The organism is Herminiimonas aquatilis (assembly GCF_042665175.1).
GTDB lineage: Bacteria > Pseudomonadota > Gammaproteobacteria > Burkholderiales > Burkholderiaceae_D > Oxalicibacterium > Oxalicibacterium aquatilis.
In genome coordinates this window covers 87,014-106,715 of sequence record NZ_JBHTCC010000003.1, presented here as the reverse complement: position 1 = coordinate 106,715, position 19,702 = coordinate 87,014, and the positions used below count along the sequence as shown (strand labels likewise).

18 protein-coding genes are annotated in these 19,702 nt (G+C 50.5%); 3 read left to right on the top strand and 15 right to left on the bottom strand.

All coding sequences use genetic code 11. The annotated features are described in order from the left end of the window. Window positions 1-6: 6 nt before the first annotated feature. From ACFQO0_RS12945 to ACFQO0_RS12895, 11 genes are all read right to left on the bottom strand, one after another. Window positions 7-1,080: a helix-turn-helix domain-containing protein gene (locus ACFQO0_RS12945; protein ID WP_382235276.1), complete on the bottom strand. Its 1,074-nt coding sequence runs from the start codon at window positions 1,078-1,080 to the stop codon at window positions 7-9. Then, entirely contained in the window at window positions 1,073-1,840 is a 768-nt protein-coding gene (gene pilW, locus ACFQO0_RS12940) for a type IV pilus biogenesis/stability protein PilW (protein WP_382235919.1), read from the bottom strand. Before pilW ends, ACFQO0_RS12945 begins: the two co-directional genes overlap by 8 nt. Before the next feature lie 44 nt (window positions 1,841-1,884). Beyond that, complete coding sequence (gene rlmN, locus ACFQO0_RS12935; RefSeq protein WP_382235274.1) at window positions 1,885-3,051, bottom strand: dual-specificity RNA methyltransferase RlmN; 1,167 nt, start codon at window positions 3,049-3,051, stop codon at window positions 1,885-1,887. 89 nt (window positions 3,052-3,140) lie between these two features. Beyond that, a complete protein-coding gene (gene ndk / locus ACFQO0_RS12930; RefSeq protein ID WP_382235272.1) occupies window positions 3,141-3,566 on the bottom strand; it encodes a nucleoside-diphosphate kinase in 426 nt (141 codons plus the stop codon). Window positions 3,567-3,932: 366 nt separating this feature from the next. Continuing rightward, window positions 3,933-5,306: a 23S rRNA (uracil(1939)-C(5))-methyltransferase RlmD gene (rlmD, locus tag ACFQO0_RS12925; RefSeq protein ID WP_382235270.1), complete on the bottom strand. Its 1,374-nt coding sequence runs from the start codon at window positions 5,304-5,306 to the stop codon at window positions 3,933-3,935. Window positions 5,307-5,446: 140 nt separating this feature from the next. Then, window positions 5,447-6,487, bottom strand: coding sequence for an RNA polymerase sigma factor RpoS (rpoS, locus tag ACFQO0_RS12920; protein WP_382235268.1), 1,041 nt, complete (start codon window positions 6,485-6,487; stop codon window positions 5,447-5,449). Next, window positions 6,487-7,383, bottom strand: coding sequence for a peptidoglycan DD-metalloendopeptidase family protein (locus ACFQO0_RS12915; protein ID WP_382235266.1), 897 nt, complete (start codon window positions 7,381-7,383; stop codon window positions 6,487-6,489). The genes rpoS and ACFQO0_RS12915 overlap by 1 nt, the downstream gene beginning before the upstream one ends. A 45-nt stretch (window positions 7,384-7,428) precedes the next feature. Continuing rightward, entirely contained in the window at window positions 7,429-8,328 is a 900-nt protein-coding gene (locus ACFQO0_RS12910; RefSeq protein WP_382235264.1) for a protein-L-isoaspartate(D-aspartate) O-methyltransferase, read from the bottom strand. Beyond that, on the bottom strand, window positions 8,325-9,062 hold the full coding sequence (gene surE / locus ACFQO0_RS12905; RefSeq protein ID WP_382235262.1) for a 5'/3'-nucleotidase SurE: 738 nt from the start codon (window positions 9,060-9,062) through the stop codon (window positions 8,325-8,327). Before surE ends, ACFQO0_RS12910 begins: the two co-directional genes overlap by 4 nt. Before the next feature lie 91 nt (window positions 9,063-9,153). Continuing rightward, on the bottom strand, window positions 9,154-11,184 hold the full coding sequence (locus tag ACFQO0_RS12900) for an ATP-dependent DNA helicase (protein ID WP_382235260.1): 2,031 nt from the start codon (window positions 11,182-11,184) through the stop codon (window positions 9,154-9,156). A gap of 139 nt (window positions 11,185-11,323) precedes the next feature. Beyond that, window positions 11,324-11,530: a YdcH family protein gene (locus ACFQO0_RS12895; RefSeq protein ID WP_382235258.1), complete on the bottom strand. Its 207-nt coding sequence runs from the start codon at window positions 11,528-11,530 to the stop codon at window positions 11,324-11,326. A gap of 295 nt (window positions 11,531-11,825) precedes the next feature. Here ACFQO0_RS12895 and ACFQO0_RS12890 point away from each other — a divergent pair, with 295 nt between their 5' ends. After that, window positions 11,826-12,623, top strand: a complete 798-nt coding sequence (locus ACFQO0_RS12890) for a PP2C family protein-serine/threonine phosphatase (RefSeq protein ID WP_382235256.1) — start codon at window positions 11,826-11,828, stop codon at window positions 12,621-12,623. A 38-nt stretch (window positions 12,624-12,661) separates the two neighbouring features. Here ACFQO0_RS12890 and ACFQO0_RS12885 read toward each other — a convergent pair whose 3' ends face one another. Next, complete coding sequence (locus ACFQO0_RS12885) at window positions 12,662-12,823, bottom strand: hypothetical protein (protein WP_382235254.1); 162 nt, start codon at window positions 12,821-12,823, stop codon at window positions 12,662-12,664. A 16-nt stretch (window positions 12,824-12,839) separates the two neighbouring features. Between ACFQO0_RS12885 and ACFQO0_RS12880 the strand changes: the two genes are divergently transcribed. Further along, complete coding sequence (locus ACFQO0_RS12880; RefSeq protein WP_382235252.1) at window positions 12,840-15,641, top strand: EAL domain-containing protein; 2,802 nt, start codon at window positions 12,840-12,842, stop codon at window positions 15,639-15,641. A gap of 111 nt (window positions 15,642-15,752) precedes the next feature. Here the strand turns inward: ACFQO0_RS12880 and ACFQO0_RS12875 are convergent, their stop codons facing one another. Beyond that, window positions 15,753-16,058, bottom strand: coding sequence for an ElaB/YgaM/YqjD family protein (locus ACFQO0_RS12875; RefSeq protein ID WP_382235250.1), 306 nt, complete (start codon window positions 16,056-16,058; stop codon window positions 15,753-15,755). Between the two features lie 71 nt (window positions 16,059-16,129). Continuing rightward, on the bottom strand, window positions 16,130-16,579 hold the full coding sequence (locus ACFQO0_RS12870) for a ferritin-like domain-containing protein (protein WP_382235916.1): 450 nt from the start codon (window positions 16,577-16,579) through the stop codon (window positions 16,130-16,132). Between the two features lie 597 nt (window positions 16,580-17,176). On the opposite strand from ACFQO0_RS12870, the gene ACFQO0_RS12865 reads away from it, so the two are divergent. After that, on the top strand, window positions 17,177-19,324 hold the full coding sequence (locus ACFQO0_RS12865; RefSeq protein WP_382235248.1) for a putative bifunctional diguanylate cyclase/phosphodiesterase: 2,148 nt from the start codon (window positions 17,177-17,179) through the stop codon (window positions 19,322-19,324). Between the two features lie 23 nt (window positions 19,325-19,347). Here ACFQO0_RS12865 and ACFQO0_RS12860 read toward each other — a convergent pair whose 3' ends face one another. After that, the gene (locus ACFQO0_RS12860; RefSeq protein WP_382235246.1) at window positions 19,348-19,602 is read right to left on the bottom strand and encodes a hypothetical protein; all 255 of its coding nucleotides are present in this window, start codon (window positions 19,600-19,602) and stop codon (window positions 19,348-19,350) included. Between the last annotated feature and the right edge of the window lie 100 nt (window positions 19,603-19,702).

Sequence of the window (19,702 nt, the reverse complement as noted above, 5' to 3'; positions counted from 1 at the left end):
CGCAAATTATTTCAAATTCAAACGAGCAACATTACTGGAATTGCCAGTGACAACATCGATAAGCTTGCCGCGCAAGCTCACGTCCACGCCAGCAGCATTGCCGATAACCATGGATACAGGCTCTGTGACGGCAACGACTTCGGATGTGCCAGCTTTCAGCAGACGCGAAACCAGAACGCTATTATCTGCGCGCTTGATTTCTACCCATGAATCCTCCCGCACTTTGATCGCCAATGCGTCTTTACTGTTCACCGGAACGGCAACAGCAAGCGGCGGCGCGACGGGAATTTTATTCGCATCTGCTGCCGCAACTGGTTTCGATACCGCAGCTGGTGCTGGCACTACAGGTGCTGCAGCAGGCTTCGCATCAACAACTGCCGCCTTTGATTCCGGCGCAGCTGGAGCTGAGGCAGCCGGCACTGGCGTCGATATCGTCGAAGTCATATTCGCCGGTTTCGACTCATTGGTGCTGGGCGCCACCGTTGTTTCAATTACTTCAGCTTGCGAGGGAGGCGCCTCGACGATTTCCCCAGTCTCTATCGGGGCAAGTTTTTCTTCGACTTTGGATGTCTGCGACGTCATTGACGACGGGATCCAGCCAAAATGCTGTCCGGCAAAGACTGCGACGCCAAGCACCGCAATAAGTACGGCGCCCACTATCACCTTGAATGAAAAACCACGCGGACCGGAAGGCGACAGCTTGGTTTCAGAAAACGAAGCCGAAAGTGTATTACGTTCTGCAAGTTGCGCGACTGGCTCAGCATTGGCATCAACAATCGCGGCGAGGATAGGCGCAGGATCCGTCTGCAATACCTTGGCGTAGGCGCGCACGAAACCGCGCACGATGACCATGCCTGGCAAAGCCGCATAATTGTCCGCTTCCAGCGCCTGAATCTGCCTGTTGGCAAGATTGAGCTGACTCGCGATTTCCGCAGTTGTCCAACCGCGCGCCTCTCGCAACGCTGCAAGTTGCGCTCCTGCCGGCACTATGGACTCGACGGTATTCGCAACCGCTTCGGCAGTTATAGAGGCTGAAGCAGTTTTTTCCACCTGTTCGCTTACTGATACTTCATCATTCATTGAAGGCTCCACGCTGATAAGCCGCAAATTCATTTGAGTTTGGATAACGGCGACGCAACTGCGTCACAAAACTGGCTTCAGATGCGCGATCGCCCATCTTGCGCTCAACCTTAATCGCCAACCACAACACTTCTGCGGTCAGCACATCCGCCTTCGTAACGCGCGTAATGTAAAAACGGGCTCGCTCAAAATCTCCGCGCTCATAGTTGATGCGCGACAAATTGGTATTCGTTGTCGGGTTACCCGGGTCGTAGCGAAAGGCTTCATTAAAATAACGCTCTGCGGTCACTGCATCTTTCAGAATCAAACTACAGGTACCTGCGTTATTCAATGCCTTGGCAGGTGAGCGATACGCCTTATTGCGTATAGCAGATTCAAAATACGCTATTGACTGCTGAGCACGGCCGTTCTGACACAAAAACCAGCCATAGTTATTACTCAAGTCCGGGTCGTTGGGCGCCAAGCGCAAAGCCCGCGTGAAATTCTCCTCGGCCAAACGGGTCTCGCCCAGATCCATGTAAATCAATCCAGCCATGCTATATGCATCGGAAAATTCGGAGTCTGTCTGCAATGCCAGCTTGACTTCATCCAATGCAACATTCATCTGACCTTGCTGATAATACTCGCTTGCCAATTGCAGACGAATACGGGCACGTCTCTGATTATCTGACTTATCGGGACCGGCGACAGTCATCGCATCACCATCTTGTTTGGACGAACTGGTGGTGCTACTAGTTACGCACCCAGCCAACAAGCACATAGAGAATAGAGTGATGCCGAAGTAGGTTACAGGACGCGCTATTTTCAAGATGGAATCTCCACGATACGTCCAAAATCCTTACCGAATTTTTCCTGATACTCGGCCATTTTTTTCATGCGATCTTGCACCCGTGTGCGGTCCTGCACCTCGCCAGCCAATTGACCGCAAGCTGCATCGATATCATCACCGCGGGTCTTGCGAACCGTCGTCACGATCCCACCATCCATCAACACCTTGGCAAACGCCTTGATGCGAGGGTTATTGGAACGTGTCAAACCCGACTCAGGGAAGGGGTTGAATGGAATCAGATTGAATTTACATGGCACACCGTCTTTACCTTGCACCAGCGCCAGCAATTCGCGCGCATGCTGATCGCTGTCGTTGACACCATCGAGCATGCAATATTCAAACGTCACAAAATCACGCGGCGCAAATTCCAGATAGCGCTTGCATGCCGCCATCAGTTCTTTCAACGGATATTTTTTATTCAATGGCACCAGACCGTCCCGCAAGGAATCGTTCGAAGCATGCAGCGATACCGCCAATGCCACCGCACAATCCTGCGAAAGCTTATCGATCATTGGCACAACGCCACTGGTCGACAAGGTCACACGACGCCGCGACAAACCATACGCGTTATCGTCCAGCATCAACTTGAGTGCCGTAACCGTCGGCTCGTAATTCAGCAACGGTTCGCCCATACCCATCATCACGACGTTGGTGATCTGGCGCTCGCCTTTTGGACCAGGTTCTATGCCCTTGGTCCGGCGCAATTCAAATTCTGCCATCCACAGTTGGCCGATAATTTCGCCTACTGACAGATTGCGGTTAAAACCTTGTTTCCCGGTTGAACAAAACCGGCAATTTACCGCACAACCCGCTTGTGTCGAAATGCACAAGGTGCCGCGGTTTTCCTCGGGGATGAAAACAGTCTCGACTGCATTCCCCTGCCCTACGTCGATCAACCACTTACGCGTCCCGTCAGATGAGGTGTGATCGGAAATCACAGCGGGCGCAGCAATCATCGCGCGCGTCTTCAACTTGTCGCGTAGCGACTTGGCCAAATCCGTCATCGCGTCAAAATCACTGGCACCAAATTGATGTATCCAGCGCTGCAACTGCTTTGCGCGGAACGGCTTCTCACCCAGCTCGCCACAATAAGCGATGAGCTGTGCAGGATCCAGATCCAGCAGATTGGTGAGAATCGTCATAAAAACACTTCTTGTTGCCGCTTGATCGTCAATGAAAATACATTAACGAAGCGCGGCATTACAAATTAAACGCGAAATAAACTCGCGAATTAACGCGAGTAAACGTTCAACGCAGGGAAGTAATAAGCGATTTCAACTTTCGCTGTTTCTTCTGCATCGGAACCGTGCACTGCATTTGCATCGATCGAGTCAGCGAAATCAGCACGGATAGTGCCTTTTTCTGCTTTCTTAGGATCGGTTGCGCCCATCAGGTCGCGGTGCTTGGCAATGGCATTTTCGCCTTCCAGAACTTGAATGATCACCGGACCGGAAATCATGAAGTCGACCAGATCCTTGAAGAAAGGACGTGCGCTATGTACAGCGTAGAAACCTTCGGCTTCAGCGCGCGACAATTGCGTCATGCGAGCAGCGATGATTTTCAAGCCAGCGCCTTCGAAACGGGAATAAATCTGACCGATTACGTTTTTAGCGACTGCGTCCGGTTTAATAATCGACAGTGTGCGTTCGATTGCCATCTGAAAAAACTCCAATAAAAAGAAAGGGTTAAGACGAAAAATTGAGAACTCAATTAACCTTCGATTCTAGCATGAAACACCCTATTTATGAGCAGGGCCGTCTGGTTTTATGCCTGAGCCATAGTGCGCCTGAGATCGATCATCAAGCGCACGGCCTTTTCGCGCCAAAATTTGTTTACGCATCAACCATCAAATCCAAAGAAAACCATTAAACGGCAGACCTTGATACCTTCTTAGAATAAGTCATACTTGTTTAAATTCCATGATAATTAGTTAATGTGCAGCGCCTAAATTCATTCGGAAATTCTTGCAATAAACACAAAAAAGCCGACATCAAAGTCGGCTTTTCAATGCATACAATTGAACTTATGCGGCAGGATTTTTTGACTGATTCAGCTCAAAAACCGCCATCGATTCGACATGTGAAGTATGCGGAAACATATTGACCACACCGGCATTTTTCAACTGGTAAGGACCGTCATTGACCAATACTGCCGCATCACGCGCCAGAGTGGACGGATTGCATGACACATAGACAATTCGACTAGGCATCAGGTCAGGCCGCACAGCATGCAATCCGGCCAAGGCTTCACATACGGCCAACGCGCCATCGCGAGGCGGGTCGATTAACATGCGATCAAATTTACCCAGCGCAATAAAATCATCGGTTTTCGCCTCAAACAGATTGCGCGAGTAAAACGAGGTTTTGTCAGCCAATTGGTTTGCCTGTGCGTTTTCTAGCGCGCGTTCGGTCAAACTTGTACTGCCTTCAATGCCCACAACTTCTTGCGCCTGCGTTGCGATCGGCAAGGTGAAATTACCCAGGCCACAGAATAGATCGGCGACGCGGTCCGTCGCTTGCGTATCCAGCAAACGCAATGCACGCGCAACAAGTACCCGATTGATCTGATGATTCACTTGCGTGAAATCGGTAGGCTTGAAAGGCATCGTGACGCCAAATTCAGGCAAGGCGTAGTGCAGATTTTCGTCTGCTGGATAAAACTGATAGGCACTATCGGGGCCCGCTGGCTGCAACCACCATTGCACCTTGTAGTGATCGGCAAACGTTTTCAGTTTCTCTTCGTCGGCACTTGAGAGTTCGGTCATGATGCGCAATACCATGGCGGTAATTTTCTCTTCAGCTCCCTGGCCTATTGCCAATTCAATTTGTGGAACATGATCAATGACGGAAAGCGAGGCGATCAACTGGCGCAAAGGCACCAGCATCGCCGAGACATTCGCGGGCAGAATTTCGCAGGTCTTCATGTCCGTAATGTAGGACGATTTTCGCTCATGGAAACCAACCAGCACACCGCCTTTTTTCGGCACATTGCGTACCGAAATACGCGCTCGGTAACGGTAGCCCCAGGTTGGCCCATGTATCGGGCGCAGCATGGTTTCGGCCTTCACCTTGCCGATATGCTTGAGATTGTCTTCGAGAATGCGTTGCTTCAGCGCGACCTGTGCACTCGGCTCAAGGTGCTGCATGGAGCAACCGCCACAAATGCCGAAATAGGCACATTTAGGTTTGGTGCGTAGTGATGACTCCTTGAGCAGAACCATCATTTTTGCTGCTTCCCAATTCGCCTTCTTGCGATAGGAAGAGTAGACCACGCGCTCTCTCGGCAATGCACCTTCGACGAACACGACCTTGCCGGGCGTACCATCTTCATTTTTCAGATGGCCGACACCGCGTGCTTCCATGTCGAGGGACTCGATATCAATAATAGTTTGCTGCATAGGGATTGAATCAGATGAGCAAGCCCGGCAATACCGGACTTGCATTAAAAATAGGAACGAGAGGTGTCAAAAGAAAACGGATGATAGCAAACTGCCGCTCTTTCGCGGCAAATCCAATGTGTTCTCGCCATAGTCTTGCGTTAAAACAGCGAATCTTTTCCTACACCGGTCTTGGTCAGCGAGCGCTTCAATTTAATCAATGCTTCCTGCTGAATTTGCCTGACTCGTTCACGTGTGACATGCATTTCTAATGCCAACTCTTCCAGAGTTGCAGGATCATCATTATCAAGACCGAAGCGACGCGTAATCACCAGGCGCTGCTTATCCGGCAATTTATCCAGCCAATCACGTACCAGCACCGTCATTTCGTGATGTTCGGCCACCGCATCGGGATCGTTCGCATGATCACCCTGCAGCAGATCCATCAGGCTGGATTGAGGGTCCCCATCAAGCGGCGCATCCAGCGAACTGGCATGCTCGGACAAGGCAAGAATATCCTGCACGTCCTCTACGCTACGATCTACCAGATGCGCAATATCTTCGGCAGTTGCATCCTTGCCGTCGTGATGCTGCGCTTCAAGATGGAATTTTGCACGAAGCGTTTGATTCAACTCGCGCACCACGTGCACAGGCAAACGCACTGTGCGTGCCTGATTCATGATCGCACGCTCTATGCTCTGGCGTATCCACCAGGTCGCATAGGTAGAAAAACGAAAGCCACGCTCCGGCTCGAATTTATCGATAGCGCGCATCAAACCAAGATTGCCCTCTTCGATCAGGTCCAGCAGAACCACGCCACGATTGACATAGTGTTTGGCAATGGACACCACCAGCCTTAGATTGTGCTCAATCATTTTCTGGCGTGCTTCGAAATTGCCTTGTTTGGCCAATGTCGCAAAGTGTACTTCTTGCGGCACTGTCAGCAGCGGACGTGTACCAATTTGATTCAGATAATGCTGAGTTGCATCGGTGGAAAGTTCCGTCGACAGAACCTTTTTAAGCTCATCAATGCCGGCAACTTCAACTGTTGCCACAAGCTGCTCATGCGATTCATCGGCCTCGACGGCTTCGACTTCATCGTCATCATCCTTTTCATCATTACCGGAATGGAAAGATAGCCCCGAGGACGCGAGCTCAGCGTTTTCCTCGTCGTCTGCCTGGGCATTCCGGTTATGTGTCATTAGCGGCTTGGTAAAAACTTGGATGGGTCGACGGGCTTGCCTTGCTGGCGAATTTCGAAATGCAGTTTGACTGCATCTGCGTCTGAATCGCCCATGTCGGCAATTTTTTGCCCTTTGCTGACATTCTGGCCTTCTTTCACATGAATCGCCTTGTTATGCGCGTAGGCCGACAGCAAGGTACTGGTATGTTTGACAATGACAAGGTTACCGTAACCGCGAATTCCGCTGCCGGCATACATGACCTTTCCGGAGCCGGCAGCCAGCACTTGCTGGCCTGATTTACCGGCAATATCGATACCTTTTTTATTATCATCAAAAGTGGCGACGACCTTGCCATCTGCCGGCCACATCCATGACACAGCTTCGTCATCTGTCGCTGCTGCAGCAGTTTCGACGGGCTTGGATGGCGGTGTTGCGGTGGCGGTAGTACCTTCGGATTTCTGCATTTCGGCCAGATTACTGTCGGAATATGGGCGTTTTTCGCCACGCGGCGCAGTTTTATTACCACTCGTCATCGACGGCGGCGTCGATAAGGTTCTCGCCTCGGTACCTGAAGGAGTTGCGATCGCGCCTATTTGTGCACCGCCACTGCTGCGCGGCGATGGCGATTCGGGCGGTGCTACACGCAACACCTGATCCACTTTGATATCGTTTGGATTGGACAACTTGTTCCAAGTCACCAGTTCGCTGTAGCTTTGACCGAAATCCAGGGCGATGCGATACAAAGTATCCCCCTTCTTGACGGTATAAAAATTGCGATCTTCTGCCGATGCTTTGGCAGAGGAAGACGTGCCGCCTATGGTGCGTTCTGTTACAGGGGCAGCGCGATGGGGCGTGCCGCAAGCAGCCAAGGAGCCAATCAGCAATGCCAACAATGTGAGTCGAATTTTTTTCATTCTCTTTACGTTCAATTATTTTTTACCGGTGTTTGTGCGCGGCGTTCAAGTTACGGTACCTGGACGGAGTGGCACAAAATGACAATCCTCCAGCGTCGAACTTTTCCATTCAAATTTGCTGATGCGCTCTATCAATTGCAGAACTTGATGACGATCACCGACTGGGGCAACCAGGCGACCACCTATTGTCATTTGTTCCAGCAAGGCCTGTGGCACTTCCAGTCCGGCTGCGGCTAAAATAATGCCGTCAAACGGGGCTGCCTGTGGCAGACCAAGCATACCATCTCCATAATGCAAGCGGATATTTGCTACACGCATGGGCCTCAAATTGGTCTTGGCCAACTCATGCAAACCCCTGATGCGCTCGATTGAATAAACTTCCTTCGCGACCAGCGCCAAGACTGCCGCCTGATAACCGCAACCGGTACCGATTTCCAGCACACGATTGAGTACACCACCGGCAATATTGTTCCGCATGACTTCAATCATTCTTGCGACGATGTAAGGTTGGGAAATCGTTTGGTGATAGCCGATAGGCAGGGAAGCGTCGATATAAGCCTGGCTTGCCAAAGCCGGCTCCATGAATAAATGCCGCGGCACAGCCTCCATTGCAGCCAATACCTTGCTGTCCTTGACGCCTTGCTTGGCCACGCGCGCAGTCATGGCCTTGCGTATCGCATCGGAAACCAAGGGCGTGGCTCGACTGCCAGCTGCGGGCGCGGTAGCGCTATGGGAAATCTGTGTCTGCCGGTGTGTGTTTGTCGAACTCGATGCCATTCGTGCGACGGGAGTCACTGCATGACGAGAGGCATTCAGCGTGGCCGTTTGCGGCGTGGCGGTTTTTCCATTCGCATTGCGATGCGGCTCACTGCGGGCACCATTGCGCGGGGCTTTCTCCGCAACCGATGAAAGCGATAATGGGAAACGCTTGGTTTTGTCCGTCATCCCAACACTTTCTTCAATACTGCGAGTTGCGCATTGTGCGTCAAATCAATTTGCAGGGGCGTGATAGACACATGACCGCCTGCCGTTGCATGAAAATCAGTGCCTTCTCCTGCGTCTTTTTGACTACCGCACGGACCTATCCAATAGATATCCCGGCCACTCGGATCTTGTGTCTTGATTACGGCTTCCGACTGGTGACGTTTTCCCAGACGGGTGGCAAGAGCAGGCTTCAGCTGTTCATAGGGCAAATTGGGAATATTGACGTTCAACAGAAAATTCTCGGCCAGTGCATCGAAACGACGTTCAACAATATCTCGTGCCACGCGTGCGGCCGACTTGATTTCCGCCCATCCTTTATCCACTTGGGAAAACGCGATCGCCGGAATACCGAACAGATGCCCTTCTGTCGCTGCTGCGACCGTACCGGAATACAGCGTATCGTCGCCCATGTTTTGCCCCTGATTAATACCGGAGACAATCAAGTCAGGCCGGAAGCTCATAATGCCGGTCAGCGCAATATGGACACAATCCGATGGCGTGCCGTTGATGAAGTAAAAGCCGTTCGACGCTTGATAGACGGACAGTGGCCTGTCCAGTGTCAGGGAATTGGAGCTGCCGGAACGATTACTGTCCGGCGCAACGACGACGATATCGGCAATCGGCGCCAGCACTTCGGCCAAGGCGATCAGTCCGGGCGCAAGATAGCCGTCATCATTACTGATAAGAATTTTCATGGATGAATTTTACCTGAAGCAATCCCGCTTCCTAAACAAGCTTTCATACTGAGCAAGGTTGCCGGGCAGATAGTTGCAACCCGTCTAATTATTACTCTGCATCCTCGGCCACCACTAAAGTCGATGCAAAAAACGTGCGCACCATATCCAGTTCGCGGGTTCTCTTGAACGAAGGCAGACTTTGCCATATCCGTTTGCCATAGGGCTTAGAAATAAGGCGCGGATCGCAAATCATCAGCACGCCACGGTCGGTTTCATCGCGGATCAGGCGTCCAGCGCCCTGCTTCAGGTTGATAATGGCCGCCGGCAATTGATGATGCATGAAGCCGTTCATGCCCTTGCGCTCCAGCGCTTCTATGCGCGCCGCCAGTACTGGATCGTCCGGCGGCGAGAAGGGTAATTTGTCGATAATCACCAGCGATAGCGCATCGCCGCGTACATCGACACCCTCCCAGAAGCTTTGACTACCTATCAATACTGCATTGCCGGCTGCGCGGAATCGGTCCAGCAATTCGGTGCGCCCCGCCTCGCCCTGCACCATCAATGGGAATGGCAATTTCCTGCGTTCAAATTCTTCACGCAAGCGCTCTGCTGCGCGATTGACTGCCCGTATTGTTGTGCACAATAAAAATGCCCCGCCGCCAGCTGCTTCGATTACAGGCAACGCCGCATCAATGACTGCGTCGGTGTATTCCGGTGAATTCGGTTGCGGCAAGCCGGTGGGCACATACAGCAAGCCTTGGCTGTCATAGTCAAACGGACTCGGCCAAGAATGCGCAGGCTCGTTCCACAAACCCATTTGCGCACTGTAATGATTGAAATCATTTTTGACCGCCAGCGTCGCGGAAGTAAATATCCACGTGCGCGGCACCCCTTCACGCTGCTTGTTGAAAATGGGCGCGATAGACAGCGGCGTCTGATGCAGTTGTAACGATGACGAAAAAGCTTCTACCCACAACACGCTTTCCTGCCCAATGATCACATCACCCTTCGGCTTGTTCCATGCATCCAGCCGGGTTGCAATTTCGATGCCGCGTACGCGGCATTGTTCTATCGTCTCGGCGCGTTCAGCCTGTTTTTGCAAGACAGCTATCATGCCGTCCAATTCGTCCTTCAATGTTTCCAGCGCCGGGAAAAACGGGCTGGAAGGCGCGATCTGATTGACCGCCAAACGCACGATATCCTGAGGGAAAGTCAGGCGCAAATCACGTGCCGCACGTTCCACTGGCGTCACGACCGCCGCCCAATCAGCGCCATCGCGCGCATGCGACAGGCCTTCCGCCAATACGTCGCGACATAATTCCAGTACATTCGAAGTGGAAATCGTGTCGCCGAAAAACAGCGTCGCTGTTTCCGGGAGCTGATGCGCCTCATCGAAAATAATCGTGTTGGCCGACGGCAGCAACTCGGCCACGCCGGTGTCTTTCAATGCAACATCGGCAAAGAACAAGTGATGATTGACCACTACGACATCGGCCTGCTGCGCCTCTTTGCGCGCCTTCATCACGAAGCAATCCTGATAATACTGGCACTCGGCCCCCATGCAGGTATCGCGCGTCGATGTCACCAGATTCCAGACCAAGGCAGTTTCTGGCACTTTTGACAACTCGGCCTTGTCACCGGAACTGGTGGTTTTCATGAAGCGCGAAATCTCGCGCAAATATCCCACATCGTCACGCGATGTCAGGCGACCATTCTGCAATGTGCGCTCGAGATGAAAGTGACAAACATAGTTGGCACGGCCCTTGAGCAAGGCAACCGAAACCGGAACCGCCAGGGCTTTACGTACAGTAGGAATATCACGCAGGAAAAGTTGATCCTGCAAGTTCTTGGTGCCGGTAGAAATAATCACTTTTCCGCCCCACAACAAGGACGGGACCAGATAGGCAAAGGTTTTACCGGTACCGGTACCGGCTTCCGCGATCAGCGTATTTTGATTGGCAATTGCATTCGCGATTGCCTTGGCCATCTCGGTTTGGGATTGACGCGGACGAAAGCCGCCTACCGCATGCCCCAACGGGCTATCGACACCAAATAGCTGATCGATTTCGGCATCATGGGTGGCGACTTTTGTGGAAGCCGATGTGGCTCCAGCGGGCAGTGCTGCGATTTCGGCGGTCAAAATAAATTCTTGGGTAATGCGTTAAACGACGAAATGTCTGCACCCGGGAAAGCAGGCTTGCAGAGGGAAGAATATGAAAGCTTGCGAGTATGCGGATGGATGCCCCTGCTCTATCTCGCGCCCAGGCTTAGGCAAATAATTAAGCAGGTATATCAGGAATCAGCTGCATTTTGAGCAACGTAATGTTGTCCTTCAATTGCAATTTTCGTTTTTTCAAACGACGCAATTGTAACTCCTCATGCCGCCCATCGTGGATCAACGTCTCAATCACTTCGTCGAGGTCGCGATGTTCAACTTCCAGCTCAACAATACGTTGGTGAATAGCTTGTGGAGAACTTATAGTCATGTTGTCATTCTTGGGCGATATTGCAGTTCAATGAGGATACATCCCCCGTGCATGCCACAAAACGAAACCGGCACATACCGATGTCGCCGTAGCAAAATTTCTACAAAAAACAGCTGATTCTGCATCTAAAGCCAGCCGCATGCATAGAGTGGCCTGTTTTTATGTCATAAATACAAATAAACCCAATTGTAAAAAATTCTTACAATTTAAACGGGCTGCCTTTGACTACCTGCCAATCACGCATGCAATAATCAAACGCAACAATTTATGTGCATAGTTTAATCCACCCAGACGTATGAGCCAATACAAGATAGAAGCAGGAACCGGCCAGCATATTGGCGATCGCGAAGAACAACAAGACCGAACCGCCTTGTTTGCTGCGCCCAAAGCACCTGGCTACATGATGGCGGTCGTGGCGGACGGCATGGGCAATATGGGTGCGCTGGCAGCCGAACAGGTTATCAATACTGCGCAGCAAATCTTCGAACGCTTTTCTCCCCTTACAGATACGGTTGAAGAGATTCTGCACAGCATTGCAAAAGAAGCTGACACCGTCATCAAGCTGTCCGCAATGTCGTCCGACAAGAAGCCGCACAGCACAGTGGCACTTCTGATCATCACACCGGAAAACAGCGCAATTTGGGCGCACGTAGGCGACTCCAGACTGTATTACTTCGAAGGACCGAATTGCGTAAAGCGGACTACCGACCATACCTATTTCGAACAGTTAAAGGCGGAAAACAAGCTCGACGAGAGTAAAGCCAAAGACCCACTACTGGTGAATCTGCTGGTCAATGTATTGGGTAGCAGCAGTGATTTCACCCTGAGCATCAACCGGCGCGACGGCTTGAAAATTGGCGATTCCTTTCTGCTGTGCAGCGATGGGCTATGGCGCTATTTCAATGAAGCGGAATTAGGTGCCGCAATTGCAATGAATTCTCCGCGCAAGGCCAGTGAAATGCTGATCGCCAAAGCGCGGGAGCGCGCTGTTAACGGTAAAGCAGACAATTGCACTTTAGCTATTGTCAAGCTGGTCAAGCCGCCAAAAGAAGTCAAGGATTACACCGTTCAAAAAATGCGCCGCGCAATCTGATGACTATGCATTGCGATCAATGAGATACGCTATTTGGGTCATTGCGATTTGTTCAGGAAACTCTTTCCGAATGACAAGGTCTGAATAGCGGTGAAATGGCAGCCACAGCCGTTTAAATCTTCGGCGCGCAGCCAGTCCTTATTATCACGGTCGAATTTGTCGGCTTTCCGTACCTGCCGCAGTTTTTGATCGACGGTCATCTTAAAAGTCCAAGCATTGAACAAACCTCTTAGCGCCTATTTCAATTTCGACAGCTTGCGAGTCCGCTTGCTGGTTTTAGTGCTGCTCGCGATCGTGCCGCCTGTCATTCTGACCGTCTATGGCGCATGGAAAGAAAGACAGCAAGCCGTGCATATGGCGGAAGACAACTTGCAGCAGTTGACTCAACTAGCTGCCACCAGTGAAGCGCGCTCTCTCGAAGGTACCAAACAATTATTGAGTGTTCTTTCGACGCTGCCCGAACTGCGGGCAGATACAAGAACCTGCAGCGATTTCCTGGCCAAAATTCTCCAAATGAATGACGGCTACGTCAACTTCGGTCTGATCCAACTCAACGGCGACGTCAATTGCAGCGCCTTGCCCTTAAATGGCAAACTCAATGTGGCGAATCGCCCGCATTTCCAACGCGCGGTTCAGGAAAAGACATTTATCGCAGGCGATTATGTGTTCGGCAATGCTTTACGCAAACATGCGATTAATCTCACGTATCCGGTATTCGACAATAATGGCAACGTGCAATCCGTGCTTTTTGCAGCATTGGATTTGAACTACCTGGATCGATTTGTCAGCGACATTGCATTGCCTGCCGGAGCTGTGCTGATCACGGCGGACAGCAACGGCACCATCATCGCCAGACGGCCGGATCCTGACAAATGGATAGGCACGCGTGCCTCGCAATCCTTGTTTGACGTCATGATCAAGGTCGGCTTCGGCACCTCTGAACTCACGGATGCAGACGGCATTACCCGCTTGCATGCATTTGCCCCGGTGGGTACCAATAATATCTCCAACTTCAAGGTCAGCATCGGTATCCCCCTCAAAGACATCGTTGCACCAGCCAACTATTTGCAAATGATGGAACTGACCACATTGGCCATCATCGCTTTGCTCGCTTTGCTGGCTGCATGGTTTGTCGGCGATGTGATTATTCTGCGGCGCGTCAAAGCATTGGTGAAAACAGCAGATAAAGTAGCCGCCGGTGATCTGGATGCGCGAACCGGCATCAAATACGGCAAGGAAGAAATCAGCCAACTGGCACGTGCGTTCGACAGCATGGTGGCGTCACTGCAACAGCACGAATCGGACCGTGAACTCTCTCAGGCAATTTTGTTCGCGGAAAAAGAACGGGCGCAGGTTACTCTAGAATCGATTGCCGATGCGGTCATCACAACCGACAATCTCGGCAATATCGAATACATGAATCATGTCGCCGAAAATCTGACTGGCTGGAAAAATATCGAAGCACAAGGCTTGCCGTCGACGCATGTGTTCAAGATTATCAATGGCTTTACGCGTGAATCCGTTCCCAATCCGGTTGAACTGGTACTGGCGCAGCAAAGCAATGTCGAACTAATCAAGGATACGGTTCTGCTCAGTCGCGACGGCACGGAATACGCAGTGGAAGATTCAGCTGCCCCGATACGCAACCGCGATGGCTGGATTATCGGCGTTGTACTCGTATTCCACGATGTCAGCGATTCACGCAAACTCGCTATTCAGTTATCGCATCAAGCCGCGCATGATCCACTTACCGGTTTATATAATCGACGCGAATTTGAACGCAGGCTGGAACTGGCAATCGATACACTCGCACGTCAATCCAAGCAGCATGCATTGCTGTATCTGGATCTGGATCAATTCAAGATAGTCAATGACACCTGCGGTCATAGCGCTGGTGACGAACTGTTGCGGCAAATAACAGCCTTGCTGCAACCGCTGGTCCGAGAAAGTGACACGCTCGCACGATTGGGTGGCGACGAGTTTGGTGCATTCCTGGAAAATTGTTCGCCTGAATCAGCCATTCGTATTGCGGAAAAATTGCGCCAAACAATTTGCGATTTCCATTTTGTCTGGCAAGACAAAATATTTCCTATCGGTGTCAGCATAGGTTTGGTGAATTTCAGCACCAACGCTCTCTCCTTGCCCGATCTGTTAAGTGCTGCCGACACTGCTTGTTATGTCGCAAAGGATTCCGGCCGTAACCGTGTACATATTTACCGCCATGAAGATCATTTACTTGCCGCACGTGAAGGCGAGATCAAATGGAATGAACGCATCCAAAAGGCGTTCGAAAACGACCACTTCCATTTGCTGTCGCAACGGATTGTCAGCATTCAACCCAACAAGAAAAACTTTTCCTTTGACGAGTTAAGCCTGGTGATGGCGGATGAATTTGGAAACTTGATTCCGAATTCAGCTTTTCTTCCCGCCGCTGAACGCTATCACTTCATGCCGACTATTGATCGCTGGATCATACGTACCGTTTTTGCACAGCAGGCTGCCGCGATCAAGAAAGAGCCAAACGGAAATCTTCATTTGATGTTCGTCAAGATTTCCGGCAGTTCGCTGGATGATGATAATTTTCTCGACTTTATCAAGGAACAGTTCGCTCACTACGCTCTTCCGTTTGATTCTATTTGTTTTGCGATTGCCGAGACTACAGCCATCACTAATCTGACCCGTGCACTGGAGTTCATCGGCAAGCTCAAACCACTTGGGTGCCGGGTCGCACTCGATGATTTTGGCAGCGGTATGTCATCATTTGCCTACCTCAAACATTTGCATGTGGACTTTCTGAAAATTGATGGCAGTTACATCAAAGGCATGGCAAATGATCCCGTGGACTACGCCAAAATAGAGGCGATACAAAACATCAGCGGCGTGATGGGTATAGAAACCATCGCGCAGCATGTTGAAGATGAACACACACTGACAAAATTGAGAAGCATAGGGATAACGTACGCTCAAGGCAATATCATCAGCCCCAAGGCTCCGTTCTATCCGCCTGCCACTGAATAAGTCTACTCACGGGTATTAGGGTCGCATGCCATGTACGCAAAAATCCTGTGACACAGAATGTGCAACAGGATTTTTTCTTCAAGCGGTGTGACTTGAGTCACGTTGGGCAAACTACTTCTTTTTTGCGAAGATAATGCCTAGTAGCAAACCAACACCTGCAGATAGTGTCACTGCCTTCCACGGATTTTGATGGACGTAGTTATCCGTCGACGCTGCAACCTCCTTGGTCTTCGCGGCAGCAACTGTTGGTACTTCCTTTGCAGTGGCGATAGCAGAATTAAATAATTCCATACACTTTTCGCTCAACTCACCAGTTTTTCGCATCGCATCTTCTTGCGCCTCCTGAACCATTTTTTTTGTATCCTGAGACAATGTTTTCAGGTCACCGGTTACTGCTTCTATTCTTGATTCCGCCATGTTGATACTCCTTGAATTTTAGAGATTCAATTTAGAGAAAGGGCGTGCCATATTGACGCGCCCCACCTTTACTAGGCTGATGCACGAGCGCGGTCACGCAGACTTTTGATGGCATCGTGATTTTGCAGCACGCCCTGATATTGACGTTCGATCACGGCCTTGACATCCAGCGGCAAATCTTTTTCAAGCGCATGACGATAGCTTTTCTTGGCGACGTCTTCACCGCGTTCGCATTCGCTCAATACTGTTTCATCATCCTTGCCCATTACCGCAGATTTAATATCTATCCATCGACGATGCAAGCTACCCGCAAGGCTGCTTTTCGTTTCCGGATCTCCGCCGTATGCAATCACCAGCGCAGTTAGTTCACGAGCAGACGCCGAGCAACTTTCTGCATAAGCCATCAAGGTCTGTTTGAGCTGCGCATTACTGATATCTTCGGCGCAACTTTTAAAACCCTCCTCACCGTCCTTACACGTTTCAATCAGATCGTTGAGAGTAGAGATCACGTCGTTATTCATCACATTTCCTTTCAAGACATCGCGTTTATCACGCGGGTTAAATAGAGAAGAAAAGACTCTGCAGTTGCTCTTCAACAATGTAAACACAACAAAATTTTCAGCAAAAACAAAGCTCTTGTTAAGAATCTCTATCACAAAGGCCGTCGACAATAGATGTGCCGATATTCAATTTACTATGAAGGACAGGCACATTCTTATCTGTTCGACATCGAACATAAAAGTTCAAATGCATGCATTTTTATTATTTTTTTTAGAAGAGGAATAAATTGAAAAATAGAAACTGAAGTATGCAAACCATATGGAGCGGAAAAACTAATTTCTTGATGGCAAGGTACAATATCCCGGCCGACATAGCATTGGCCTAAAAAAATTCTTCTATCGCTTTTGTCATCATGTCTTCAGATGCTCAGACATCGTGTGACAGCGTAAATTACTGTTTCAGCGCCTTGTTTTCCAGAAAATGGGATTGATGATTTTTCTGGAGTGTTCCCGTTTGCACACAATATTTTCTCCGTGCATCCAATACTTTTTGTGAACAGAGCAACTTCTGCACCGTTCTTGCTTTTTGTTTGATTACTGAAGAATAAAGTTTCGACTATGTTAACGGCCTACTACACAGCACACTACGATACGCTCCTCGTCTTTATCTCTTTGCTGGTTGCAATCCTGGCATCCTATACTGCGCTGGATATGGCCGGACGCATTAATGCCACGCAACATAAAGGTGCTGCTTTGTGGCTGGTTGGCGGTGCCTTCGCAATGGGCGTCGGCATTTGGTCCATGCATTTCATCGGCATGTTGTCGTTTCGCCTTCCCATCGCACTTGGTTATGATTTGGCATTGACGATAGCCTCGCTCCTAATCGCCGTTGTGACTTCCGGCTTTGCGTTGTGGCGCATCAGCCAACCCAGCTTGTCGTTCTTGCAGTTGATTGTCAGTGCCTTGCTGATGGGGATAGCCATCGCTGCCATGCATTACACTGGTATGGCGGCATTGCGCATGACACCCGCGATTGAATACGATCCCCTATTGTTTTCGCTTTCAGTACTGATAGCTGTCGCCGCCTCTGGTGCTGCACTGTGGATAGCATTTACTTTAAGAAAAAATAAACCGCACATGAAACGCGCCCGTGCAATGGCCGCGATTGTCATGGGCGTCGCTATCATCGGCATGCATTACACAGGCATGGCAGCAGCGAACTTCCCTGTCGGTAGCATTTGTACTGCCGCAAGCGAAGGTATTCTTCCAGGCTGGTTAGCGCTAGTCGTGATCATCGTGACGCTGTCAGTCCTGGCCATTGCCCTGCTTACGTCGGTACTGGATGCACGACTCGAGTCACAAACCAGCTTGCTCGCTCAATCGTTGGCAGTCGCCAATCAGGAGTTAACTCAACAAGCGCTGCAAGACAATCTGACCAAACTGCCTAACCGGACCTTGCTGGAAGACCGGCTGGATCAAATGTTGCGCAAAGCGGAGAGAACACACACGCGCTTTGCGCTGATGTTTATCGATCTTGACGGCTTCAAGGCAATCAACGATTCACTCGGGCATCACATCGGCGACATGCTGCTGATCGAAGTAGCGCAACGGATACGCGGCAGCATACGCGCACAGGATACGGCGGCACGACTCGGCGGCGATGAATTCGTTTTGCTGATTGAAGTTGCAGAGCCGGAAGACGCCGCTTCGGTGGCAGTCAAACTGTGCAATATCATCAATCAAGCATTTGATATTGATGGCCATACACTGGGCGTCTCCGCCAGCGTTGGGATCACAATTTATCCGGATGACGGACAGACTGCGCACGACTTGCTGGTAAATGCCGATGCGGCGATGTATCACACCAAAAGCACCGGACGCAACGGTTACCATTTCTTTGAATCGTCAATGAATACCAATGCCCATAACCAGCTACAGGTCATACAAGATCTGCGCCTTGCGCTCGAACGCAAGGAATTTCGACTGCATTACCAGCCGAAATTCAACACGCCGGACGGCACGGTGATCGGTGCAGAAGCACTCTTGCGCTGGCAGCATCCTACGCGCGGCATGATTGCACCTATCGACTTCATTGCACTGGCAGAGAAAACCGGCCTGATAGTACCGATCGGTGAATGGGTTTTGGATGAGGCGTGCCGCCAAATGCGTATATGGCATGACGAAGGGAATCGACACTGGAAAGTCGCGGTCAATTTATCAGCGGTTCAGTTTAGCAACGACGACCTGATTGAACTCGTGAAAGCGACATTGGCGCGTAACAGTTTGCCGCCTTATGCACTGATGCTAGAGGTTACCGAGTCAACCGCCATGCACGACGTGGAAGCGAGTCTCGCGATACTCGATCAACTTTCCGGTTTGGGTATCGATATATCCATCGACGATTTCGGCACCGGATATTCCAGTCTGCTATACCTGAAACGTCTGCCAGCGACCGAACTCAAAATAGACAGAGGCTTCATCAGCGATCTCGCACAAGGCGGTGATGACTCCTCCATCGTCGCGGCCATCATTGCCTTGGGACGTTCATTGAATCTACGTGTGGTTGCCGAAGGAGTGGAGACTAACGAGCAGCAGGAATACTTGACATCACTAGGATGCGATACGATGCAAGGCTATCTGCTGGGCCGACCGATGGCTGCAGACCAGTTTATCGAAGCAATTCATACTACAGCTCCGATAGAAAAAGTCCATTCTGTGTCAGCCAAAGGTACATCGCCAGATCGCCCGGCGAGCTTGCAGCATTAATATTCCTAGAAAATTCGACCTTACTATTTCAGGCAATCCACAATCTGTAACGGATAGTGCAAGGCCCCAGTGTAGTGCCAGGATTCGGTTTGATGTAATGCGACATAAGATGAAAATTCATCATATGTTTCAACTTTACTGCGATTTATATCGACAATTATTGCTTCGGGCACGAGTGGCGACCACGACACGGTTGTAACAGTGGCAGCAATCAACAAAAAGGCGATGGCGAGACTCGCCAAAAGCAAGTTCATGAAGTGCGATTTGTTTGCATCCATGCTGCCCCCTCACCGTGTGTGCCGGCTCTTTCCCACTTACGGATTATTTTATTCTCATATTTCTCGCCTGATCGTGTGTTTGCGCACCTAAGCGCATCAC

Bases quoted from the DNA above. Each gene is read 5' to 3' on its own strand.
- ACFQO0_RS12945 (WP_382235276.1), bottom strand. From the start codon at position 1,080: ATGAATGATGAAGTATCAGTAAGCGAACAGGTGGAAAAAACTGCTTCA.
- pilW (WP_382235919.1), bottom strand. From the start codon at position 1,840: ATGTGCTTGTTGGCTGGGTGCGTAACTAGTAGCACCACCAGTTCGTCC.
- rlmN (WP_382235274.1), bottom strand. From the start codon at position 3,051: ATGACGATTCTCACCAATCTGCTGGATCTGGATCCTGCACAGCTCATC.
- ndk (WP_382235272.1), bottom strand. From the start codon at position 3,566: ATGGCAATCGAACGCACACTGTCGATTATTAAACCGGACGCAGTCGCT.
- rlmD (WP_382235270.1), bottom strand. From the start codon at position 5,306: ATGCAGCAAACTATTATTGATATCGAGTCCCTCGACATGGAAGCACGC.
- rpoS (WP_382235268.1), bottom strand. From the start codon at position 6,487: ATGACACATAACCGGAATGCCCAGGCAGACGACGAGGAAAACGCTGAG.
- ACFQO0_RS12915 (WP_382235266.1), bottom strand. From the start codon at position 7,383: ATGAAAAAAATTCGACTCACATTGTTGGCATTGCTGATTGGCTCCTTG.
- ACFQO0_RS12910 (WP_382235264.1), bottom strand. From the start codon at position 8,328: ATGACGGACAAAACCAAGCGTTTCCCATTATCGCTTTCATCGGTTGCG.
- surE (WP_382235262.1), bottom strand. From the start codon at position 9,062: ATGAAAATTCTTATCAGTAATGATGACGGCTATCTTGCGCCCGGACTG.
- ACFQO0_RS12895 (WP_382235258.1), bottom strand. From the start codon at position 11,530: ATGACTATAAGTTCTCCACAAGCTATTCACCAACGTATTGTTGAGCTG.
- ACFQO0_RS12890 (WP_382235256.1), top strand. From the start codon at position 11,826: ATGAGCCAATACAAGATAGAAGCAGGAACCGGCCAGCATATTGGCGAT.
- ACFQO0_RS12885 (WP_382235254.1), bottom strand. From the start codon at position 12,823: ATGACCGTCGATCAAAAACTGCGGCAGGTACGGAAAGCCGACAAATTC.
- ACFQO0_RS12875 (WP_382235250.1), bottom strand. From the start codon at position 16,058: ATGGCGGAATCAAGAATAGAAGCAGTAACCGGTGACCTGAAAACATTG.
- ACFQO0_RS12870 (WP_382235916.1), bottom strand. From the start codon at position 16,579: ATGAATAACGACGTGATCTCTACTCTCAACGATCTGATTGAAACGTGT.
- ACFQO0_RS12865 (WP_382235248.1), top strand. From the start codon at position 17,177: ATGTTAACGGCCTACTACACAGCACACTACGATACGCTCCTCGTCTTT.
- ACFQO0_RS12860 (WP_382235246.1), bottom strand. From the start codon at position 19,602: ATGGATGCAAACAAATCGCACTTCATGAACTTGCTTTTGGCGAGTCTC.